Genomic DNA, 20,760 nt, shown 5'->3' with positions numbered 1-20,760 from the left:
TATGTTTATTAACACAAAAAACTGCTCAAAAATTTGGTTATGTCTTAGGAATCGGGAAACGACAAGGGTCTATATGCCACGATGAAAAGGTGGCGTATAGACCCTTGATTATATGGAGATATTCATAATCTACCTGGCATCAAACCAAAGTAGTCATTTTCAGAAATTCTCGCAGATGAATGTGCTTAATGCCATCAATATTGGTTTGACTGTAAAGCCTATCCATAGAAATCACGTATTTGGGATGACTGTCCTTTATCAATTTCAAATTGCCGAATTCACGCTCTACCGTTTCCTCAGAAGCCAGCAGATAGGTAACTTGCACATACGCCACACTATCCGCTTTCTCGGCAACAAAATCAATCTCAGCCTTATACATCTGACCAACATATACTTTATACCCCATCCTGCACAAATGGATATATACAGCGTTCTCCATCACCTTTTCGATATCAAAACGCCTGTTGCCACCTATAATATGATTCCTGATTCCCAGGTCTTCGAAATAGAACTTGTCGCCTAACTCGAAAAGTCGCTTGCCATGAATGTCGTATCTGTTAACTCGATCGATAATAAAAGCATTGCTTAAATACTCCAAATACGTGAGAATCATCTTGGCAGACGTTTCGGTGTTCTGGCTTTTCAGAAATTTTACAATACTCGTTGCTGAGAATTGTTTACCGATATTATCGCTCACAAACTTCAGCAGCGTTCGCAACAATGGTATGTTTCTGATGTTTTCTCGCTCTATGATATCACGAAGTACTATCGTATTATACACATTGTCAAGATAATCTTCTACCAAATCCGTATTTCCCAATCCTAAACTGCGCAACTGAGGGAGCCCGCCATACTGCAGATACAGGTTCAAGGAAGCATCATCATCCTTCAGTTCATGGAACGTCAGAAACTCTTCATAGCAGAGTCCTCTAATGCGATAAGTAATATATCTGCCTCTCAGGCGAGTTGCCAGTTCGCCCGATAGCATCTTGGCGTTGCTGCCGGTAATCATAATCTGGCAGGTATCATCCGATTGGATACTGAGGAGTGCTTTCTCGAAATCAGAAATCTCCTGCACCTCATCGATAAACAGATAGTTTTCCTTACCCTCAACGATGTTGGCTGCTACATAAGCCTCCAGATCCTGATAGTTGGCTATCATATCAAATGAGGTTTTCTCCTTATCTATATAGATAACGTGATTTTCTTCATTCTCAGCGATGTGATTATAAATTCGCCGCATCACACAACTCTTGCCGACACGCCTCTGGCCCGTCAATGCAATCATCATTCCACGTCCAAACATGCGTTCGATACGATTGGAATACCCTAGTCTTTCTAATATTTTTTGTTTCATACGAGTAAAACTTTTCGCAAAGATACTCTTTTTGTTTCACATAAGTAACAAAAACGATAGATTTTTTGTTTTTATTACTTATAATTAACAGGTTTGGTACACATTGCGCCTCACGGGAAAACGACAAGGGTCTATATGCCACGATGAAAAGGTGGCGTATAGACCCTTGGTTATATGGTGATATTCGTAATCTACATCTCCGCTTTCAGCAGCTTTATCTCCTCTGCCGTCAGCCCCGTCATATCCATGATAGACGCTTCATCCATACCCTTTGCCAGCATCTTCCTGGCAATTTCAAGGCTTCGCTGGGACATGCCTTCTTCTATGCCTTCAGCTCTGCCTTTTTCCATACCTTCTTCCATTCCTTTCTGGTACCTGTCATCCAGAAGGGTTCTTTCAACACTTACCGAATCCCAGAATTTGTCATAGGCACGGAGTTCGGCATCTGTAAAGCCGGAAACTTCAAGATCTTCTACTGCTTTTCCAATCTCCGGATCATTAAGCAGGTCGGCAGGAATATCCTTCGTATTGGAATTTATTTCTGTGAGGAAACGGAGCCACAAGACCATCATGCGCTTGTCGGCAATGGAATGAGGAGTGAACTTAGGGAGTTCAATGAAGGTGAAATGCAAGCCTTCGATGACCTTATTGCTGTCCTTATCGTGCACGATGCGGTAGTTGTGGATGAAATCTGGAGTATCATGCGCAAAGATATCATTTATCAGGTTGAGAGAATACACTGGTTGCAGTTCGCTGTATTTTCCGCCCTTTTTAGCCTGACTCACATAGAGCTTGGATGCATTGAACAGTACTCGCTGCTGAAAAGCGTCAGACCACTCCATCTGCATTTCCACGCAGAACTTCCTGCCTCTAATGTCGGTGCAGAGTACATCAACAATGGTATTCTTTCCCCCTTCGAGTTGGGGCACAAGTTCTGTAGGCAGATACTTGATTTCTTGTATCTGCTCCTCTTCGCTGAGTGGCAGGAGTGCGTTCAGAAGACTGATCAGTCTTTTAGGGTGATTGCCGAATATCTTCTTGAACGTGAGGTCTGCCTTAGGATCTAAGTACTTCATAACCATCTGTTTTAAAATTCACTACTGCAAAGTTACGACTTTATTTTCATATCTGCAAGGGATTTCTGGGAAAAGTTATGGAAAAAGTGAGAGATTGCGTTTTTTATGTAACAGGACAAGGGTCTATATGCCACGATGAACAGGTGGGCGTATAGACCCTTCAGTCAAGCAGCTCGGCTCTTGATGCTGGTGCTGAGGTTACAGCAGGTTTGAAAGTGGGTCCATTCCACATGGATGCCAAAATGAACTGAAGAAAGAACTATAAGAAGATAGGTCTAGCGACCCCGTAAAACGCGGTGTAGCTAGACCTGTTTTTATATTATTTCTCGGCAAAATCTTCTTTTGCATAAAATGTGTTATTTTGCATAGAACGTAAACTTGTTCTTGTAATCTCTGTTCACGCAGACGGTTGCCTTGCGCTGGGAGAGATTGTATACCACCGACCACTGGGTATGGCTCGTTGGATTGCCTGGAGTTTCTGCCTGACTCACACCATTGAGCAGATTCATGGCTCCTTCCTCTGACAACTGGTTACTGTTCTGCTTGATGACGAATTCCATCATGTCGTAGCGGGTCTTGCCGTGGTTCGAGAGTTTCGGACCTTTATCTGAACATGCCATGGTTTCTGATACATAGAAGTTGCTGGCATAGCGCTTTTCTATCACCTCGCGGGTGTTTGGCAATACGTCAGGATATTTGAAATGAGTCTTTCCGTCTTCACCCGTATATTCATCGTCGATGTAAATCTTGCTTTGGTGTTCCTTGTCATATACGAATTCTACGATGGCATAACGGCCCGTGGCATCTGCCATGTAGAAATGATAGTTGCCGTCATTATCCGGTATCCAGAGGTCATATCCGTCCAGAATTTTGAGAGCTTCATCTACCGTTCTTGCATGATCCAGCATCATACGTAAGGCAACTGTTGTTGTCAACTTCTTTCCTGTGCTAGCCTGCTGGGTTGGCTTGCCGTCAAGATGAAGAACGGAAACGGCAAAGCCGGCCTCGTTCATGCCGTCCATCAGAAGATATGGAAATGCCATGATATAGGAAAGGTCTTGCGTCTTATGTTTCTCAAACTGTTCCTTGTTATATAGAATGTAATGCCAGAGATCCTGCCGGTAACCTATCCAGTAGGCATCCACCATGCTGATGGATTTCAGTCCACCTTCTGGAGCCGTGCGAACCAGGGCGGCTGCAATCGGTTCATTATCGTGAGAGTAGTCAAAGTTGCGCCCCAACAGATAATCACCAGTATCTGGTGTCGTAACAGCAAAGGCACTGCAGCCAGCATCCAGCTTGACTCTTGCCTTGAGCCAGGATGGTGTTTTGTCGCAGAGGGTTTTCAATACGGCACCAATCAGTTGAGTGTTGTCGGTAAGATTATAGCTTGATATGGTAGAGAGTTTGTAATCCTCCGTATAGTCAAGATAGAAGAATCTTCCGTCTTTCAAGTCTTGGATAGACCGGACCATCTCCAGTTTCTTGGCATCGGTCAGCAGAGTGGCTGGTACGTCCTGATAGTGTGCCTGATTGTTTACTTCTTCATGGTCATCATCGCTGCATGATGACATCAAGAGCATGAAGAAAGAAAAGCTGAAAGTTAAGCAGGCAAACAGTAACCACTGAATGCTCTTGCTGTTGAAAGTATGGTTCCTTTTCATAATAAATAGTATTAAAAGATTGATGATTTATTAAATATTTTACTGCAAAAGTAACGGAAAATAAGGTTTTGTATGGGAAAAAACACCCTGAAAAATACTGATTTTTAAAGAAAACGATAAAAAATAACCTCAAAAGCCATCAAAATCACCGTTTTTTATTATCTTTGCAATGTAATCCATCTATCAATAAATAATTAACTATGAGTATGAAAGAAAAGAACTCAATAAGAACAAGGTTACATAGGTTAGGATTCTCTTTGCTGAAAAGAGAGTCCAATTACCTGGATCGCCAGCGCCAGTGGCTTCTGGTATGTTTTGCCGTGATGCTTTCTCTAGGCATCCTGTCTAATATCCTGGGATTGTCGGGAGCCTTTGATCCCTTTTTTACGGCTTCCAACATCGTCTTTCTGATAGTTGTCGTATCATCGTTCGCTGCCTATCTCTTAGGTAAAATCGGGGTGGTGAAGGGGATAGCCTTCCTTGCAGTTGCCACCCAGGTTTTCATAGGCATGGATATCTTGTATAGTGCCTTTGTACCTACATTGAAAGATAATACGATGGTGATTCTCATCAACATGCTCATCCTTGCCGGCAACATGTTTTTCTCGCTGGCTGCTTATCAGGCTCGTCTTACTCGTTGGCTGGTTGGAATAGCCTTGGGAGTTTATTTGGTCTGTGTGATTGTGACGGGCAACGAATCGCTGCGCAATTATTTCTTTATGTTGATGTTGGTTATGCTGTTTATCAGTCTGCTGAGTCTGGGCATTGCCAGGAACGGTGAGTATCTGGTAAATGCCAATAAAATATTGCAACGTGAAGAGGAGGAACTGCTCCAGGTGTTGAGAATCAACAAGAAGCAGATTAAGGCATACGTGGCATTGGCAAAGGAGAAGCATGATGTGAAGCTGACAGAGCATTTGCTGGATTTGCTGGGTGAGGCATCGCAGAAGAATGTGATAGATAATGTATTGCAGTATATCCAGACCCGGGAATTGAGCAAGCAGAACCTTGAACGTGTCTTCCCGGAATTAAGTTCCTCTGAAAGAGAAATCTGTTATCTCATCCTGCAGAATAAGAAGTTGAGTGAAATCTGTGTCCTGCTCAATAAGACAGAATCCAATATTACCACCCAGCGTGGCAATATCCGAAAGAAGCTGGGGATGAATCCATCTGATAATCTGCAGAAGGTGTTGGAAAAGAGGATAAGGGAATAAATAGTTCTCCCCAAAGATGCTCCACTTGCGGGGGAGCAAAGTGGAGCATATATATGATAGTACATCGCATTGGAATTAATAGATTTGATGATTGAATGCTTCCGTCCTTTTAAGACAGGAATGTCATCCTCTTTGAATGACGCTGCAAAGATACAACATTTCTCATTCCCACCTCACCGATGCTCAATGATACTCACCGATTATCATCGATAAATATCAGGGCTAACTTCTGCTTGGTATAACTTTCAAATCCATTGGCGTTATCTATTAGGGTTATGATCCATAAGTATGATACTTAGCTATCGTAACCATGATACTTAGCTATTGTAACTATCTTGTTTACGCCAGGGGTAACTAGGGTGAGTAGGAAATCGCTTTTTCTAGGAGTCTATATATATACTATATCTTTCCTATAGTAAACGAACCTTTACATAAGGAAAGTCTTAGAAAGTACCCTCCCCTTACTTACCCTACCCACCCCTGGAAGGGCAGGTCGGGGCGGTATCCTGTAGGGAATAGTCGTTCTCTAAATAAGAGTGGGGGTGAACACTTGGCAATGAAGTCGGTGAAGGGTGAACCCTGATGCCAACCTTTAGCGTTAATAATGTGTTAAAAACACCCTATAACACATTATAATAGAGACTCTTATATTTCTAGCATGCGCTGTATATACAAAGTTCTTTTTACTAGGGTTCACCCCGGAGCCGAAAAGGTGAATGCTTGGGGCAAGTGTTCACCCATGAATCTAAAATGCTCCACTTGCGGGGAGCAAAGTGGAGCACATGAAACACATGAAAATAAAGTCCTCTTCCATCTGTGAAGAGGGTGAACCTATCTGATAGTTATCTATCGTTACTATGCGAACAGTCTGGAGAATACTTCGGCAGTTCTACCGGTATAAACCTTCATGTCGGTAACAGGCTTGTAGCCGAAATCCTTGTAGGTGAGGAGCTGGAGGGCAGCAAACTGAGAATCGTCAGAAAGACATGCCTGCAGCTTGAAGTTGCCCATGCTGATGGCTGAAACCGGGAACTTGCTGATGGCAGTTTCCACTTCTGTGGGAGCTGCAGTGAGGATGTTCTGAAGCTTCTTTCCGTCCTCAGCAGTATATTCCTTCTCCTTGATCTGGATCTTGCTCTGTGTTGGCTTGTAGGTGAGCTTGACGCTCCAACCCATGAAACCCTTCTTTACCTGTACGTCATTGAGTGCCATTACGTCTTCACCCATTTCTATATGATTGATCTTTGCCATAATCTTATTACTTGTTTTTATCTTAAATGAATATATATATTGTACTGTTTTTTTGTTATGATAGGGGTGTGATAATCCTTATCGCATCTTGAAGAGATGATGCGACAAACGATATGATATATTATGTATATAAGAGAAAAACAAGCGCTAACAGAGGAGACGCCGCAGGCAAATGACATAATATTTGCTGGCGACATCAAAGTGGATAGGGGCGGTCTCCTGGCGGAAAGGCTCCATCGCACCATCTATAGCGGATAAAAGGGTGAATAATAAATGAATTCTATTTGAAAGCAATCTACTTGCCGATTGATTTCCGTGCATATTGCCACTAGGCAATAAGCGCTGCGGACGACTGCTGCAAATGCGATAGGCCAGCTCGGAAGCATTCTCCAGCTGGGCATCACCCTGATGCTGGTCGTACTCTACCTTAGCCAGCTTATCCTTCTTTGGAAGAGCGTCGGAGGTATAAGAAACAGAGGCAGCAGATACCTCTCCATAGCCTGCGAAGACCATGGACATCAGAAAAATGATGTAAAGTATCAACTGCCTCATATTTGATATGTAGTTAAAGGAGTTAAAGAAGTTATCGCTCCCTACGGTCGCTGAGGAGTTAAGACAATAGTCTTTTTAGCCTGTTTTTGGGTGAAGTGACATACGTCTTAACTCCTTAACTTCCCGTTTAATTAATAGCTTCTTGCGATGATGACACGTGCAACGGCTGGCTTGCCGCTTACCATATCTACACCTGGAGTCTGCTCGTAAGCGAAAGGCACGCAGCGGATGGTAGCCTGAGTCTCCTCCTTGATCTTTGCCTCGGTCTCGGCTGTACCGTCCCAATGGCAGAGGAAGAAACCACCGTCCTTAACGCGCTCCTTGAACTCCTCGTAGTTGTCGCACTCGTAAACGTGAGCATCACGGTAAGCACGAGCCTTCTCGAAGATATTCTTCTGGATGTCTTCCAACATATCCTTTACGCGCTCTACGATGCCGTCGAAGCTAACGTTCTCCTTCTCCAATGTATCACGACGCATGATTTCGATGGTGTTGTTCTCTAAGTCACGTCCACCCATAGCCAGACGAACAGGAACACCCTTCAACTCGTAGTCAGCAAACTTGAAGCCAGGACGTTTGGCTGTATTGTCATCATATTTCACAGTGATGCCGAGCTCACGGAACTGGTCGATGACTGGCTGCAACTTGGCTGTGATCTGAGCCAACTGCTCGTCGCCCTTGTTGATAGGGATGATAACCACCTGGATAGGAGCCAGCTTTGGAGGCAATACGAGACCGTTGTCATCGCTGTGAACCATGATGAGGGCACCCATCAGTCGGGTAGAAACACCCCATGAAGTAGCCCATACATACTCAGGCTTGTTCTCCTTGTTCAAGTATGTTACGTCGAAACTCTTGGCGAAGTTCTGACCCAGGAAGTGAGAAGTACCGCTCTGGAGAGCCTTACCATCCTGCATCATAGCCTCGATGGTATAAGTGTTGAGAGCACCAGCAAAGCGCTCAGTCTCACTCTTCACACCCTGCAATACAGGAACGCCCATGTAGTTCTCTGCAAAATCAGCGTAAACCTTCAGCATCTCCTGAGCCTTTGCCTCAGCCTCTTCCTTGGTAGCATGAGCGGTATGACCCTCCTGCCAGAGGAACTCAGAGGTACGGAGGAATGGACGGGTACGCATCTCCCAACGCATTACGTTGCACCACTGGTTGCAGAGAATAGGGAGATCACGCCATGAATGGATCCAGTTCTTATATGTGTTCCAGATGATGGTCTCTGAAGTAGGGCGGATGATGAGCTCCTCATCGAGCTTTGCGTTAGGATCTACCTCAACTTCTGTGCCATCCTCTGTAGAACGGAGACGATAGTGGGTAACTACTGCACACTCCTTGGCGAAACCTGCCACGTGCTCTGCCTCACGAGAGAAGAAACTCTTCGGGATGAGGAGAGGGAAGTATGCGTTCTGTACACCTGTCTGCTTAAACATCTTGTCGAGCTGCTGCTGCATCTTCTCCCAGATAGCGTAACCGTATGGTTTGATGATCATACAACCACGAACAGGAGACAACTCTGCGAGGTCAGCCTTCACTACCAAGTCGTTGTACCACTGACTGTAGTTGTCAGCGCGCTTGGTCAAATTCTTAAGTTCTTTAGCCATATTACTTTTATATTTTATTTTTTATTCTTCTATATTATATAATAAGGTATCATCTTTTTTTGTCATATATAGGGATTTTCCACCCCAAAATAGGAGATTTCCTTACCCTGTTTGGACAAATACCTTTAATTTTGCATGCAAAAATACAAAAAAATATTAGAAATCTCTCCTCATTGGAGAAAAAATACGTATCTTTGCATTTAAATAACATAAATATAGGAGAATAAGTAATGAAAAAGATGAATTTTACAGTAGTAGCACTTTCTGCGCTGCTCGTTTTGGGAAGTTGTGGAACAAGTCAGAAGACAGGTACAGCTGCTGGTGCAGGTGCAGGTGCTGCCTTGGGCGCAATCGTTGGTGGCTTGTTGAATAATAGCCATCGTGGAACTGGTGCTGCTGTAGGCGCTGCTATCGGTGCAGCTGTAGGTGGTACTGCTGGTAACCTGATTGGTAAGCACATGGATAAGGTGAAGGCTGAGGCTGAGCAGGTGAAGAATGCACAGGTTGAGACAGTGACTGATGCCAACGGTTTGGCTGCTGTAAAGGTTACCTTCGATTCTGGTATCCTCTTCCAGACCAATAAGTATGTTCTCAATGCCAATGCCAAGAACGATTTGGCTAGCTTTGCTACTGTATTGAAGAATAATACCGACTGTGAAGTTTCTATCCAGGGTTATACTGACAGTACCGGTAACGATGGTATCAACTTGCCTTTGAGCGAGAACCGTGCTAAGTCTGTATACAACTACTTGATGTCTTGTGGTGTAAAGAACTCTCAGATCAAGTCTGTTCAGGGTTTCGGTTCTTCTAATCCTGTTGCTGACAACTCAACAGCAGCTGGCCGTCAGGCTAACCGTCGTGTAGAGGTATACATGTATGCTTCTCAGGCAATGGTTAACGCTGCTAATAACGGTACATTGAAATAATGATACTCAAGAAGATTAGAAATATAGTAAGATGGGTGGTGGTGCTGTTTTTCAGTACCACCATTCTTGCTGTTGTAGCCTATCGTTTCATTCCGGTGTATTTCACTCCCTTGATGTTTATCCGCTGCTTTCAGCAAGTAGCTGATGGTGAGAGTATTACCTTGCATCATCATTGGGTTTCGATGGACAAGATTTCGCCTCATATGCCTGTGGCTGTGATGGCGAGTGAGGATGCCCGGTTCCTGAAGCATCACGGTTTTGACTTCAATGCCATTGAGCATGCTGCCAAGAATAATGCCCGTGGCGGAAAGGTGCATGGAGCCAGTACCATCAGTCAGCAGACAGCAAAGAATGTATTCCTCTGGCCGGGAAGATCATGGACCCGCAAGGGCTTCGAGGTGTATTTCACCTTTCTCATCGAAATGATGTGGAGCAAGCAGCGCATCATGGAGGTTTATCTCAACAGTATCGAGATGGGACCTGGAATCTATGGTGTGGATGCTGTGGCTGAGTATCATTTCGACAAGAAAGCGCAGGATCTTTTCCGTGACCAGTGCGCCCTGATTGCTGCTACACTGCCTAATCCCCGCAAATTCAGTTCTCTTCATCCGAGTGCCTATATGAAGAAGCGTCAGCGCCAGATAGAGCATCAGATGAGATTCATCCCTTCCTTCCCGAGAGAAGGTGAGGATTATGACCCAGGTACTGCTGTGGGAGGATATAGGGGGAAGTGATGAGTGAGTAGTGATTAGTTTTTAGTGATTATTTTTCCGGCTAAATATTGATTAATGGATTTACTGAACGACTTGAATGAAGCGCAGCGAGCTGCGGTTGAATATATTGACGGACCGTCGCTGGTGATTGCCGGTGCCGGTTCGGGTAAGACGCGTGTGCTTACCTATAAGATTGCTTATCTCCTGAACCAGGGCAAAGATCTTTATTCCTTATTAGTGCTTACTTTTACTAATAAGGCTGCAAGAGAAATGGTTGAACGTATTCGTAAAATGTTTGGTGAGACATTTTATATCAGACAGAAATATATGGGTACTTTTCATAGTGTCTTTGCTAGAATATTGCATATTGAGTCTGATAAAATTGGCTTTTCATCAGATTTTACAATTTATGATGAAACAGATTCTCGTTCTTTATTGAAGTCTATTATTAAGGAGATGGGGTTGAGTGAAAAAACTTACAAGCCTGCAGCTGTTCATGCAAGGATTTCAATGGCCAAAAATCATCTGATAGGAGTTGATTCTTATGAAAGCGATTCTGATATCTTTAGCCAAAATAAACGAGCAGGTATGCCAGAAATAGCTAAGATATATCGAGAATATGTTCAACGCTGTAAGTTGGCTAGTGCCATGGATTTTGACGATTTGTTAGTTTATACTTATCGACTTTTTGAAGAAAGAAATGATGTATTGAAAAAGTATGGTAAAATTTTTAAGTATATAATGGTTGATGAGTATCAAGATACAAATTATGTTCAGAAAAAAATACTTTCTTTGCTCTATAATGCAATGGAAGAGAAAGCTATATGTGCAGTAGGAGATGATTCTCAAAGTATTTATAGTTTTAGAGGGGCTAATATCGATAATATATTGTCTTTCACTAGGGATTTTCCTGCGGAAAATGGTAACGATGCACGGCTCTTTAAACTGGAGCAGAACTACCGTTCTACCCAGACTATCGTTGAGGCGGCTAACAGTCTGATAAAGCACAACTGCAATCAGATTCCTAAGGATGTGTTTAGCGAGAATGCGAAGGGTGAGAAAATTCAGTACAAGCCTGCTTACAGCGACAAGGAAGAGGCGGTGATTGTGGCGAAGGATGTGAAGCGTATCAAGCGCGAGGATGGCTGTCAGTATAATGACTTTGCCATTCTCTACCGCACCAATGCCCAGAGCCGCAGTTTCGAGGAGGAGTTCAGAAAGCAGGGCATTCCTTATCGCATCTATGGAGGGTTGAGTTTCTATCAGCGCAAGGAAATCAAGGACATCATTGCCTATTTCCGACTGGTGGCTAATCCAAATGATGAGGAAGCTATCAAGCGTATCATCAACTATCCGGCTCGCGGTATCGGTGCAACAACGGTGATGAAGATTGCTGACTGTGCACATCAGAACCAGGTGAGCTTCTGGGAGGTGATAAGCGAACCTGCACAATATGGGCTCAATGTGAACAGGGGTACATTGGCGAAACTGGATAATTTCCGACTGCTCATTTTTTCGTTTATCGAGCGTTCGCATACTACGGATGTATACGAATTGGGTGATGCTATCATCAAGGAGAGTGGCATCAGTCAGGATATCATGAGTGGTAGAGATGCCGATGACCTGGCAAGACAGGAGAACCTGGAAGAATTCCTGGGTGGTATGTCTGCCTTTGTAGAGGAGCGCAGGGAAGAGGGTAGGATGGATGAAGCCTTTCTTACGGATTATCTGCAGGATGTGGCATTGCTTACGGATGCGGATAGTGAGGGAGCCAAGGATGAACCTCGTGTGTCCCTGATGACCGTTCATGCGGCTAAGGGTCTGGAATTTGCTACTGTCTTCATTGTAGGATTGGAGGAGAATATCTTCCCGAGTCCGCTGGCTGCCATGTCTGTCAGGGAACTGGAGGAAGAGCGACGTCTGCTTTATGTGGCAATCACCCGTGCCGAGAAACATTGTATTCTGACAAATGCCAAGAACCGTTTCCGTTATGGCAAGATGGAGTTTGATAATCCTAGCCGGTTTATTGATGAGATTGATGACAGTCTGATAGAGGCACAGGATGAAATGGGTGGTTCTTACTTTGGTGGTGGCTCTTCTTATGAGAGAAGTGCTTCTTATGGTGAACGTTCTTCTTATGGCGGTGGATATGGCAAACGGATGCCTTGGGACCAGAAGCGCAGAATAAGCGATAGAGATGAGGATGTTCCGGAATGGAAGCGTGTGACATCGCAGTTCCGTCCGGATCCTAAACCGGCATCGGATACATCATCGTCATCATCTTCTTCCCGAGAGTCATTATCTTCCGGTAATTTCAAGTCGGTAAGAGCTTTGGATGCTGCTCGTCGCATATTGGGGAATAACAGAAGTTCATTGGTATCTTCAACCTCTTCGGTGTCTTCTTCTGCCGGTTCTTCTTCATCCGGTTCTTCTTCATCCGGTTCTTCTTTCGGTGCTTTGAAGGAAGGTTGTAAGATAGAGCATCAGCGTTTCGGGGTAGGCATTGTCCGGAAGATTGAAGGTCAGGGCGAGAATGCGAAGGCTACTGTAGAATTTCAGAATTCCGGTGTCAAGCAGTTGCTCCTGAAATATGCGAAGTATACCATTCTTAATTAAACTTCTTTGTTTGCAATAGCAGATAGACAGAATTTTTCTATCTGCTATTGCATTTTTTTTATTTTCTGTTGCAGACGGAGATGCAGAGCGAGATGATGGCAAAGACCATTCCTACTGTACAGACTCCCAGCCATCCTATCTGGGTCCAGGCAATGCCGGCACAGTAAGTACCCAATGAACCGCCGATGAAATAGGTGGTCATGAAGATGGTGTTGGCTCTGTTGGCTGCTTCGGGGATTTCCTGGATGCAGCCACTCTGATTGCTGAGTTGCTGACATTGCAGACCGATGTCTACCAGAATAATGGCGATGATGAGACCTGCGTATGTATTTCCGTAGAGATTGGCAATACTCCATGCGACAATCTGGAGTACTGCTCCGTAAAGACTCAGTTTTCTGATGCCGTATCGCGGAACCAGTTTGCCGATACCGCTGGCTGCAAGGGCTCCGGCGATACCGCAGGCACCCAATGTTCCTACCATCTCACTACCTGAAAAGAAAGGTCCCTGAGCCAGATGGAAAGCCAGACAGGACCAGATAGCCATCATGCTGCCGAAACCGAAGGCGGCACGGATGGAGTAGAGACGGATGCGGGGATGATAGGCAAAGATTTCGAAGACGGTAACCATCAATCCCTTGTAACTTCCGATATAGTTGCGTTTCATCTCTGGAATAATCTTGAGGGTGAGTGCCATGCAGATCAGCATCACGACAGCTGCGATGAGAAACATTTCTCTCCAGCCTAGCCAGTCGCCTACATATCCGCTGATGACTCGTGAAGCCAGGATGCCGGTGAGGAGTCCGGATAGTACGATTCCCATATTCCTGCTTTTGTTCTTGGGCGCAGAATACTGTCCGGCGATAGGGATGAAGAATTGCGGAATCACCGAACAGGCTCCCAGGAAGAGGGAAGCGCCCCAGAGAAGCCATACGTTATGTGCCAAGGCTATGATGATGGCCATGATGGCTGCCACCGTCATGTTGGTAACGATGATGCGGCGACGCGAGTAGAGATCGCCCATGGGAATGAGGAAACATAGGCCCAGGGCGTAACCTATCTGTGTGGCTACGGTGATGAGGTTGGCACTATGCTGGCTGATGCCCAGGTCATGGCGTATCATTTCCAGTAGGGGCTGATTATAGTAGCAGTTGGCTACAGTTAGTCCTGCTATCACAGCCATCGTCAGTAAGAGGCTGCGAGGTATTCCATTGTTTTCTTTCAGTTGTATCATTTTTCTTTCAGTTATTTCTTCTGTTCTGTTCCGGAATCTGTTTGTGTTCAGGGAAAATTCCTCTGAAACATAGTGCAAAGTTACGAAAACTTTTTCTTTTCTCAAAAATCTACTGACTGTTTATGCCATTTCCTTTGTATATTCTTCTATGCGTTCTTCCCGCTTTCCCTCGCGCGTACCTTATTATATATGCAGAATTTTTCGATAGTCAAGAGCCTGGACAGGAAAAAATCGATGTTCGGGCACACATTTTACGATTTTGGGGCTTCAGGAGGATGGGAGTATGGCATCTTGAAAATGCACTTAAAATGCATGAAAAGTGTTAAAATCTTGGTGTTTCCGAGCACACCAAAAACTTTAACCTTTGTTAGCACTTTATAAGTTGTTGATTATTAGGCGATTGTGATTTTGTTACAAAATACCCCTAAAAAAAGTCGCAAAAAAAAGAACAACATATCGAAAAAATGCTTACCTTTGCATCAGTTTTAATAAACGAATGATTGTTTTACAGATTTAAAAAGCAAAGAAAATGAAGAAATTAGTTTTTATGTTCGTAGCTATCGCAGCTATCTCTTTCGCATCATGTGGTAACAAAACAGCTCAGAACACAGCTTCTGCTGATTCTGACACAGCTCAGGTAGACACAACTGTTGCTGATACAACTGTTGCTGATACAGCTGCTGCTGATTCTGCTAAGTAATTTAGAATTACTGACGAACAGAAATGAGAGAAACAACCGCTGGACCTTGGTCTAGCGGCTTTTTTCGTTTTATAGACCTAGAGTCTTGGGGGAGGTGAACGCCTTTTCAGCTAGCTACACTCCCAAAACCAATGGTCGCTGCTCGAAGGGTAAGGTAAAGACCAGTAGCAACTGTATCCCCTATACGCCCTGAAAGGGCAGAAGCTTTAAAGAAACCAAAGAATAAGATAAATATATGATAGATTCAAGTGCCTTCCAAGGCAAAAAGGCTGCCTATTACACTTTAGGTTGCAAACTCAACTTCTCTGAAACTTCCACTTTTGGCAAGATGCTCGAAGATATGGGCGTGATTACTGCCAAAAAGGGGGAGAATGCTGACATTTGTCTCATCAATACTTGCTCCGTTACTGAGGTTGCCGATCATAAGTGCCGACAGGCCATTCATCGCATGGTGCGACAGAATCCTGGTGCCTTTGTCATCGTCACCGGTTGCTATGCACAGCTGGAGTCAGAAAACGTGAGTAAAATAGAGGGAGTAGACCTGGTGTTGGGTGCCAATGAGAAGGCGAACTTGATTCAATATCTCAGTGATGCCTGGGCGCAGAAGTTTGCTGTTGAGAATGGTTTGCCTACAAATGGCGAAGCTCAGGAGCTGTCGGATTCTGCCCTTCATCAGCATCATAGCGTGAAGACGAAGGAAATCAGAACCTTCCAGCCTTCATGTTCCCGCGGCAACCGTACCCGCTATTTCCTGAAGGTACAGGATGGCTGCAACTATTACTGCACCTATTGTACCATTCCTTTCGCCCGTGGAAATTCCCGTAATCCTAGCATCGAGTCATTGGTGGCTCAGTGTGAGCAGGCGGCTGCTGAGGGAGGTAAGGAGATTGTCATCACCGGTGTGAACATCGGTGATTTCGGTCAGACTACCCATGAGCGATTCCTGGATCTTGTGAAGGCGATGGACAAGGTGGAGGGTATCAAGCGTTATCGCATCTCCAGTCTGGAGCCGGATCTCTGTGATGATGATCTCATTGCTTACTGTGCAGAGAGCCGTGCCTTCATGCCTCACTTCCATATTCCGTTGCAGAGCGGAAGCGATGAGGTGCTCAAACTGATGCATCGCCGTTATGACAAGGCGCTCTTTGCCCATAAGGTGAATCTCATCAAGGAGAAGATGCCGGATGCCTTCATCGGTGTAGACGTAATGGTGGGTTGTCGCGGTGAAACTCCAGAGTGTTTTGAGGAATGTTATGAGTTCCTGAAGAGTCTGCCTGTTACCCAACTCCATGTCTTCCCATATTCAGAGCGTCCGGGAACAGCTGCATTGAAGATTCCATACGTAGTAGACGAGAAGGAGAAGAAGATGCGCTCTAAGCGTCTGCTGGAGTTGAGTGACCAGAAGACACAGGAATTCTATGCCCAGTATATCGGTACTGAGGCTGAGGTGCTTTTCGAAAAGGCGCCAAGAGGCAAGGCTATGCACGGCTTTACCAAGAACTATGTGCGCGTGGAGCTTTCGCCAGCTTTCGCCAAGGAAGAATATGACAATCAGCTCATCAAGGTTCGCCTGGGTGATTTCAATCACGACAAGACGGCATTGAAAGCAGAGCTTGTTGATAGTTTATAGTTAATAGGGCTAATCATAAAGTTCAAAGCTCAAACTTCAAAGTTCAATGTACTACAATGATTTTGGTTCCTGGATCCGGAAGCAGTTTCCAGACTTCCGGGTTCAGAAGATTTCGATAGATGCAGGATTCTCCTGTCCTAACAGGGATGGAAAAATCTCGAGCGGTGGATGTACGTATTGTGACAACCGTACGTTTAATCCAAGCTATTGCGACCGTAGAAAGTCGATAACGGAACAGTTGGAGGAGGGCAAGGCCTTCTTCAATAGAAAATATCCTGATATGAAGTATCTGGCTTATTTCCAGGCTTATACCAATACCTATGCCAAGGTGGAACTTCTGCGGGAAATGTATGAGGAGGCGCTGCGGGTAGAGGATGTGGTAGGCATTGTGATTGGTACCCGTCCTGACTGTGTGAGCGATGAACTCCTGGATTATCTGGAGGAACTGAACAGGCATACCTTCGTACTTGTGGAATATGGCATCGAAAGTGCCAATGATGAGACCTTGAAGCGAATCAATCGCGGTCATGATTTCGCCTGTTGCCGTGATGCGGTAGAGCGGACTCATGCGAGAGGCATTCTGACGGGTGGGCATATCATCATCGGACTGCCCGGAGAGGATGCGGAGGAAAGTCTCAGGCAGGCACCTGTCATTTCTTCTCTGCCTCTTGATATCCTGAAGATTCATCAGATGCAGATTATCAAGGGTACCCGATTGGCGCAGGAGTATGCCGAGCATCCTTTCCATGTATATACGGTGGAGGAGTACATTGATGTTATCGTCAGGTACATCCGACTCTTGAGGAAGGATTTGGTATTGGAACGCTTTGTCAGTCAATCGCCTAAAGACCTGCTGATCGCTCCCAAATGGGGACTCAAGAACTATGAGTTCACCAATCTCCTGAATAATAAGTTAAAGAGTTTACAATAAAATATGGCAAAGGTAGCAATCGTTATATTAAATTGGAATGGGCAGAAGATGCTGGCTAAGTATCTGCCTAATGTCGTGGAGTATTCGCGGCAGGATGCTGAGATATGGGTAGCAGACAACTGTTCTTCAGACCAATCCATGCATCTCCTGGAGACTCAGTTTCCTCATGTTAAGACCATCGTCCTGGAGCAGAACTTCGGCTTTGCCGAGGGATATAACCGTGCCTTGAAAGAGATAGAGGCTGATTATTATGTTCTCTTGAACAGTGATGTAGAGGTATCGCATCATTGGCTTACTCCGCTCATCGAGTTTATGGATGCCCATCCTCAGGTGGCTGCTTGCCAGCCTAAGTTGCTTGCTGAATATGATAAGGATATGTTTGAGTATGCCGGTGCATGTGGTGGCTATCTCGATAAGTTGGGTTATCCTTTCTGTAGGGGTAGAATCTTTGATACCGTAGAGCGTGATAACGGACAGTATGATTATCAGCAGGAGATACTCTGGGCTACGGGAGCCTGCATGATGATCCGTTCGGAAGATTACTGGAATGCCGGTGGACTGGATGGCAGATTCTTTGCTCATAACGAGGAGATTGATCTCTGCTGGAGATTGCGCCTGATGGGCAGAAAGATATACTGTATTCCTGAGAGCGAGGTGTATCATGTCGGTGGTGGAACCTTGCCGAAAAGCAATCCGATGAAGACCTATCTGAATTTCAGGAATAATTTAACGATGCTTTATAAGAACCTGAGTGATAGGGAATTGAAGGCTGTAATGCGTAAGCGTTGGTTCCTGGATTATCTCGCTGCATTCCAGACGCTTATCCTGAATCGTAACCTGGGTGACTGCAAGGCAATCTTCAAGGCGCGAAAGGCTTTCCAGGCATGGAAGCACGACTTTGACCAGGACCGAAAGAAGATTCAGGAGAGCAGGGTGGAGGAGAATATTCCTCAGATTTTGGACTGTTCTATTCTGTGGCAGTACTATGTCAGAAGCAAGAAGTTCTTCTCGCAGTTATAAACGGAATTATAAACAAACTTAAAATAAGAATCTATGATGAAGAAACAAACAATGAAGAAACAAATGATGCTGGCGCTGGTATCGCTTTTTGCCATATCAGTCCAGGCACAGGCGAATTTTGAAGTGTCGGTATCCAATCCTTCCAAGTCGGCTAAGACCGATGCTCCGGTGGTTATCGACCTCAGTAAGTTGGGAGCTATTGGTGATATTCAGCGTGCCGTGGTAACCGTTGACGGTAAGGAGATTCCTTCTCAGCTCGATGACACCAACCGTGATTGTACCAACGATGAACTCTGTTTCCTGGTTGATCTTGGCAAGAAAGAGACCAAGACCTATCAGGTGCAGCTCTTCCAGGAGGGTGTGCAGGCGAAGTATCCAGCCCGTACCTTTGCAGAACTCTGTCTGCCTAGCAAGAACAAGAAGCTTGCCAAGAACAAGCAGGACATCTATCTGCGTAGTATCTCCTTCGACAAGAAAACCAAGGATTGCTATCACTATGTTCATTCTCATGGTGTCTGCTTTGAGAGCGATCTGGTGGCTATGCGCGTTTATTTCGATAACCGCCAGACCATCGACCTCTATGGAAAGATCAATAAGGGATTGGTAGTTTATGATACCCAGTTCTATCCAAGCGATGAACAGTTGGCTGCCGGTTCGGGTGATGACTGTCTCTGGGTTGGTAATACCTACGGACTCGGTGCCTTGCGTGGTTGGGATGGAACCAATCAGGTATTGCTGAACGATGTGAAATATCAGGAGCAGCGTGTCATCTCCGAGGGTCCGCTTCGTGCCATCGTAGAGGTGGTAGATAATGGATGGGTTCCGGCTCCGGGATTGAAGCCGGTGAATGCAACTATCCGATATACCATCTATGCGGGTCATCGCGATTTCGATGTGGATGTATTCTTCAATAAGGATGCCTCTGGTTATCTCTTTGCTACGGGACTTATCAATGTGAAGGGTTCTAGCGAGTTTTCTGACAATAAGGGGTTGCGAGGATGCTATGGCAGCGACTGGCCAACAGGCAAGGACGATGGCAAGCATAAGTTGGAAACGGTAGGCTTGGGCATCTATGTTCCTCAGACAGCTTTGGTCAGTCAGGAGCCTGCCAACAAGGATGTTTATACCCAGGTAGTAAAGCCAGTAGGTAACCGCCTGAGCTATAAGCTAGCCTATACTTGTGCCAATGAAACCTATGGTTTCAAGGGTGAAAAGGAATGGTACCAGTGGTTGAAAGACTGGAAGAAGCAGATCGAAGAACCTGTTAAGGTTTCTGTATCTTGCACTATCCGATAGCCGGAATGTTGCACAAATAGCCAATAATGGGTAAAAATGTAAGCGTTTTGCCCATTATTGGCTTTTCTTTTTATTTTTTTAGCTAAAACGCTTGGTTTTTATCATTTTTTTTAGTATTTTTGCAGACGTAATCAGAAGACAGTGAATTTACGTGAAAAGATTTTTTTATTATATTGTCATATTAGCAATTTTGCTTCTGCATTCGGCTTGTGAATATAAGTTCAAGTCGAACGAGGAGGGTGACGCTGCACCGCTTACGGTGCACCGCTATGACCGTTTGCAAAGCCGATATCTGACTACTGGTGATTTTTCTGCACTCCAGCAGATGAATACCGACTATCCGATAGAAACCCGTACCCTTATAGAGAAGATGTTGCAGCTAGGTACCATTACCGATGCCAATATCAGCAACCGTTTCCTGATGTTTTATCAGGATTCCACCCTTCAGTCGCTGATAGCTGATGCCGAGGCAGCCTATGCCAATATGGATGATATCAACAAGCAGCTGGTTTCCTCTTTCGAGCGTCTGCGACATTGGATTCCCGAAATACATCCGCCTATCTTCTATTCACAGATAGGCGCGTTGGACCAGAGCATCGTCGTGGGTGAGCATTCGGTTGGAATCTCGCTCGATAAGTATATGGGAAGTGACTATCCGCTTTATAAGAAATACTATACTGTGCAGCAGCGCAGTACGATGACAAGAGAATATATCGTGCCCGACTGTCTGACGTTCTATCTGCTCAGTCTGTATCCGATGGCAAACTTTGATAACCGTCCGCAGCTAGACCGTGACTTGCATATGGGCAAGATCATGTGGGTAGTGAATAAGGCAATGGGTAAGACGGTATTTCAGTCAAAATACGTAAGAACGATCAATTCATTTACAAAACGTTATCCAAAGGTAACCGTGAAACAGTTGCTCGAAGACGAGGATTACTCGCCTATCGAGGCTTTACATAAAGATTAA

General features: G+C 44.9%; 17 protein-coding genes. 10 read left to right on the top strand and 7 right to left on the bottom strand.

Annotated elements, in window-relative coordinates; all coding sequences use genetic code 11:
- Positions 1–139: 139 nt before the first annotated feature.
- The 3 genes from F7D73_RS00890 to F7D73_RS00880 all read right to left on the bottom strand — a co-directional run bounded on the left by F7D73_RS00890 (position 140) and on the right by F7D73_RS00880 (position 4,097).
- Positions 140–1,357, bottom strand: a complete 1,218-nt coding sequence (locus tag F7D73_RS00890; RefSeq protein ID WP_153121863.1) for an ATP-binding protein — start codon at positions 1,355–1,357, stop codon at positions 140–142.
- Positions 1,358–1,548: 191 nt separating this feature from the next.
- On the bottom strand, positions 1,549–2,439 hold the full coding sequence (locus F7D73_RS00885) for an Rpn family recombination-promoting nuclease/putative transposase (RefSeq protein ID WP_153121862.1): 891 nt from the start codon (positions 2,437–2,439) through the stop codon (positions 1,549–1,551).
- 350 nt (positions 2,440–2,789) lie between these two features.
- Complete coding sequence (locus F7D73_RS00880) at positions 2,790–4,097, bottom strand: carcinine hydrolase/isopenicillin-N N-acyltransferase family protein (RefSeq protein ID WP_153121861.1); 1,308 nt, start codon at positions 4,095–4,097, stop codon at positions 2,790–2,792.
- A gap of 200 nt (positions 4,098–4,297) precedes the next feature.
- Here F7D73_RS00880 and F7D73_RS00875 point away from each other — a divergent pair, with 200 nt between their 5' ends.
- On the top strand, positions 4,298–5,311 hold the full coding sequence (locus tag F7D73_RS00875) for a helix-turn-helix transcriptional regulator (protein WP_153121860.1): 1,014 nt from the start codon (positions 4,298–4,300) through the stop codon (positions 5,309–5,311).
- Positions 5,312–6,166: 855 nt separating this feature from the next.
- On the opposite strand, the gene F7D73_RS00870 is transcribed toward F7D73_RS00875, so the two are convergent.
- From F7D73_RS00870 to proS, 3 genes are all read right to left on the bottom strand, one after another.
- Positions 6,167–6,562, bottom strand: coding sequence for a hypothetical protein (locus tag F7D73_RS00870; protein ID WP_153121859.1), 396 nt, complete (start codon positions 6,560–6,562; stop codon positions 6,167–6,169).
- A 147-nt stretch (positions 6,563–6,709) separates the two neighbouring features.
- The gene (locus F7D73_RS00865) at positions 6,710–7,114 is read right to left on the bottom strand and encodes a hypothetical protein (protein WP_153121858.1); all 405 of its coding nucleotides are present in this window, start codon (positions 7,112–7,114) and stop codon (positions 6,710–6,712) included.
- A 131-nt stretch (positions 7,115–7,245) separates the two neighbouring features.
- Positions 7,246–8,727, bottom strand: coding sequence for a proline--tRNA ligase (gene proS / locus F7D73_RS00860; RefSeq protein WP_153121857.1), 1,482 nt, complete (start codon positions 8,725–8,727; stop codon positions 7,246–7,248).
- 230 nt (positions 8,728–8,957) lie between these two features.
- Between proS and F7D73_RS00855 the strand changes: the two genes are divergently transcribed.
- Genes F7D73_RS00855 through F7D73_RS00845 form a run of 3 tightly spaced genes read left to right on the top strand, consistent with a single transcriptional unit; the run spans position 8,958 to position 12,982 of the window.
- The gene (locus F7D73_RS00855; protein WP_153121856.1) at positions 8,958–9,653 is read left to right on the top strand and encodes an OmpA family protein; all 696 of its coding nucleotides are present in this window, start codon (positions 8,958–8,960) and stop codon (positions 9,651–9,653) included.
- Positions 9,653–10,387: a monofunctional biosynthetic peptidoglycan transglycosylase gene (gene mtgA / locus F7D73_RS00850; protein ID WP_153121855.1), complete on the top strand. Its 735-nt coding sequence runs from the start codon at positions 9,653–9,655 to the stop codon at positions 10,385–10,387. Before F7D73_RS00855 ends, mtgA begins: the two co-directional genes overlap by 1 nt.
- A gap of 54 nt (positions 10,388–10,441) precedes the next feature.
- Positions 10,442–12,982, top strand: coding sequence for an ATP-dependent helicase (locus F7D73_RS00845; protein WP_153121854.1), 2,541 nt, complete (start codon positions 10,442–10,444; stop codon positions 12,980–12,982).
- Between the two features lie 58 nt (positions 12,983–13,040).
- On the opposite strand, the gene F7D73_RS00840 is transcribed toward F7D73_RS00845, so the two are convergent.
- Positions 13,041–14,213, bottom strand: coding sequence for an MFS transporter (locus F7D73_RS00840; RefSeq protein ID WP_153121853.1), 1,173 nt, complete (start codon positions 14,211–14,213; stop codon positions 13,041–13,043).
- Positions 14,214–14,742: 529 nt separating this feature from the next.
- Between F7D73_RS00840 and F7D73_RS15985 the strand changes: the two genes are divergently transcribed.
- From F7D73_RS15985 to F7D73_RS00815, 6 genes are all read left to right on the top strand, one after another.
- Positions 14,743–14,913 (top strand): PG1828 family lipoprotein, encoded by a 171-nt coding sequence (locus F7D73_RS15985; RefSeq protein ID WP_194256806.1) that lies wholly within the window; start codon positions 14,743–14,745, stop codon positions 14,911–14,913.
- A 235-nt stretch (positions 14,914–15,148) separates the two neighbouring features.
- Entirely contained in the window at positions 15,149–16,543 is a 1,395-nt protein-coding gene (gene mtaB / locus F7D73_RS00835) for a tRNA (N(6)-L-threonylcarbamoyladenosine(37)-C(2))-methylthiotransferase MtaB (protein WP_153121852.1), read from the top strand.
- A 46-nt stretch (positions 16,544–16,589) separates the two neighbouring features.
- Positions 16,590–17,474, top strand: a complete 885-nt coding sequence (locus F7D73_RS00830) for a TIGR01212 family radical SAM protein (protein ID WP_153121851.1) — start codon at positions 16,590–16,592, stop codon at positions 17,472–17,474.
- Positions 17,475–17,477: 3 nt separating this feature from the next.
- Complete coding sequence (locus tag F7D73_RS00825; protein WP_153121850.1) at positions 17,478–18,494, top strand: glycosyltransferase family 2 protein; 1,017 nt, start codon at positions 17,478–17,480, stop codon at positions 18,492–18,494.
- 33 nt (positions 18,495–18,527) lie between these two features.
- A complete protein-coding gene (locus F7D73_RS00820; RefSeq protein ID WP_228117589.1) occupies positions 18,528–19,790 on the top strand; it encodes a DUF4861 domain-containing protein in 1,263 nt (420 codons plus the stop codon).
- 151 nt (positions 19,791–19,941) lie between these two features.
- Positions 19,942–20,760, top strand: coding sequence for a gliding motility protein GldB (locus F7D73_RS00815; protein WP_367383691.1), 819 nt, complete (start codon positions 19,942–19,944; stop codon positions 20,758–20,760).

The sequence above is a fragment of the Segatella copri genome, assembly GCF_009494395.1.
Lineage (GTDB): Bacteria > Bacteroidota > Bacteroidia > Bacteroidales > Bacteroidaceae > Prevotella.
This window is presented reverse-complemented; position numbering and strand designations above follow the sequence as displayed.

What these genes read in the sequence shown, in the direction of transcription:
- F7D73_RS00845 (WP_153121854.1), top strand. Translation starts at nt 10,442, where the DNA reads ATGGATTTACTGAACGACTTGAATGAAGCGCAGCGAGCTGCGGTTGAA.
- F7D73_RS00855 (WP_153121856.1), top strand. Translation starts at nt 8,958, where the DNA reads ATGAAAAAGATGAATTTTACAGTAGTAGCACTTTCTGCGCTGCTCGTT.
- F7D73_RS00840 (WP_153121853.1), bottom strand. Translation starts at nt 14,213, where the DNA reads ATGATACAACTGAAAGAAAACAATGGAATACCTCGCAGCCTCTTACTG.
- F7D73_RS00865 (WP_153121858.1), bottom strand. Translation starts at nt 7,114, where the DNA reads ATGAGGCAGTTGATACTTTACATCATTTTTCTGATGTCCATGGTCTTC.
- F7D73_RS00880 (WP_153121861.1), bottom strand. Translation starts at nt 4,097, where the DNA reads ATGAAAAGGAACCATACTTTCAACAGCAAGAGCATTCAGTGGTTACTG.
- F7D73_RS00875 (WP_153121860.1), top strand. Translation starts at nt 4,298, where the DNA reads ATGAGTATGAAAGAAAAGAACTCAATAAGAACAAGGTTACATAGGTTA.
- F7D73_RS00890 (WP_153121863.1), bottom strand. Translation starts at nt 1,357, where the DNA reads ATGAAACAAAAAATATTAGAAAGACTAGGGTATTCCAATCGTATCGAA.
- mtaB (WP_153121852.1), top strand. Translation starts at nt 15,149, where the DNA reads ATGATAGATTCAAGTGCCTTCCAAGGCAAAAAGGCTGCCTATTACACT.
- mtgA (WP_153121855.1), top strand. Translation starts at nt 9,653, where the DNA reads ATGATACTCAAGAAGATTAGAAATATAGTAAGATGGGTGGTGGTGCTG.
- F7D73_RS00870 (WP_153121859.1), bottom strand. Translation starts at nt 6,562, where the DNA reads ATGGCAAAGATCAATCATATAGAAATGGGTGAAGACGTAATGGCACTC.
- proS (WP_153121857.1), bottom strand. Translation starts at nt 8,727, where the DNA reads ATGGCTAAAGAACTTAAGAATTTGACCAAGCGCGCTGACAACTACAGT.
- F7D73_RS00820 (WP_228117589.1), top strand. Translation starts at nt 18,528, where the DNA reads ATGATGAAGAAACAAACAATGAAGAAACAAATGATGCTGGCGCTGGTA.
- F7D73_RS15985 (WP_194256806.1), top strand. Translation starts at nt 14,743, where the DNA reads ATGAAGAAATTAGTTTTTATGTTCGTAGCTATCGCAGCTATCTCTTTC.
- F7D73_RS00830 (WP_153121851.1), top strand. Translation starts at nt 16,590, where the DNA reads ATGTACTACAATGATTTTGGTTCCTGGATCCGGAAGCAGTTTCCAGAC.
- F7D73_RS00885 (WP_153121862.1), bottom strand. Translation starts at nt 2,439, where the DNA reads ATGGTTATGAAGTACTTAGATCCTAAGGCAGACCTCACGTTCAAGAAG.
- F7D73_RS00825 (WP_153121850.1), top strand. Translation starts at nt 17,478, where the DNA reads ATGGCAAAGGTAGCAATCGTTATATTAAATTGGAATGGGCAGAAGATG.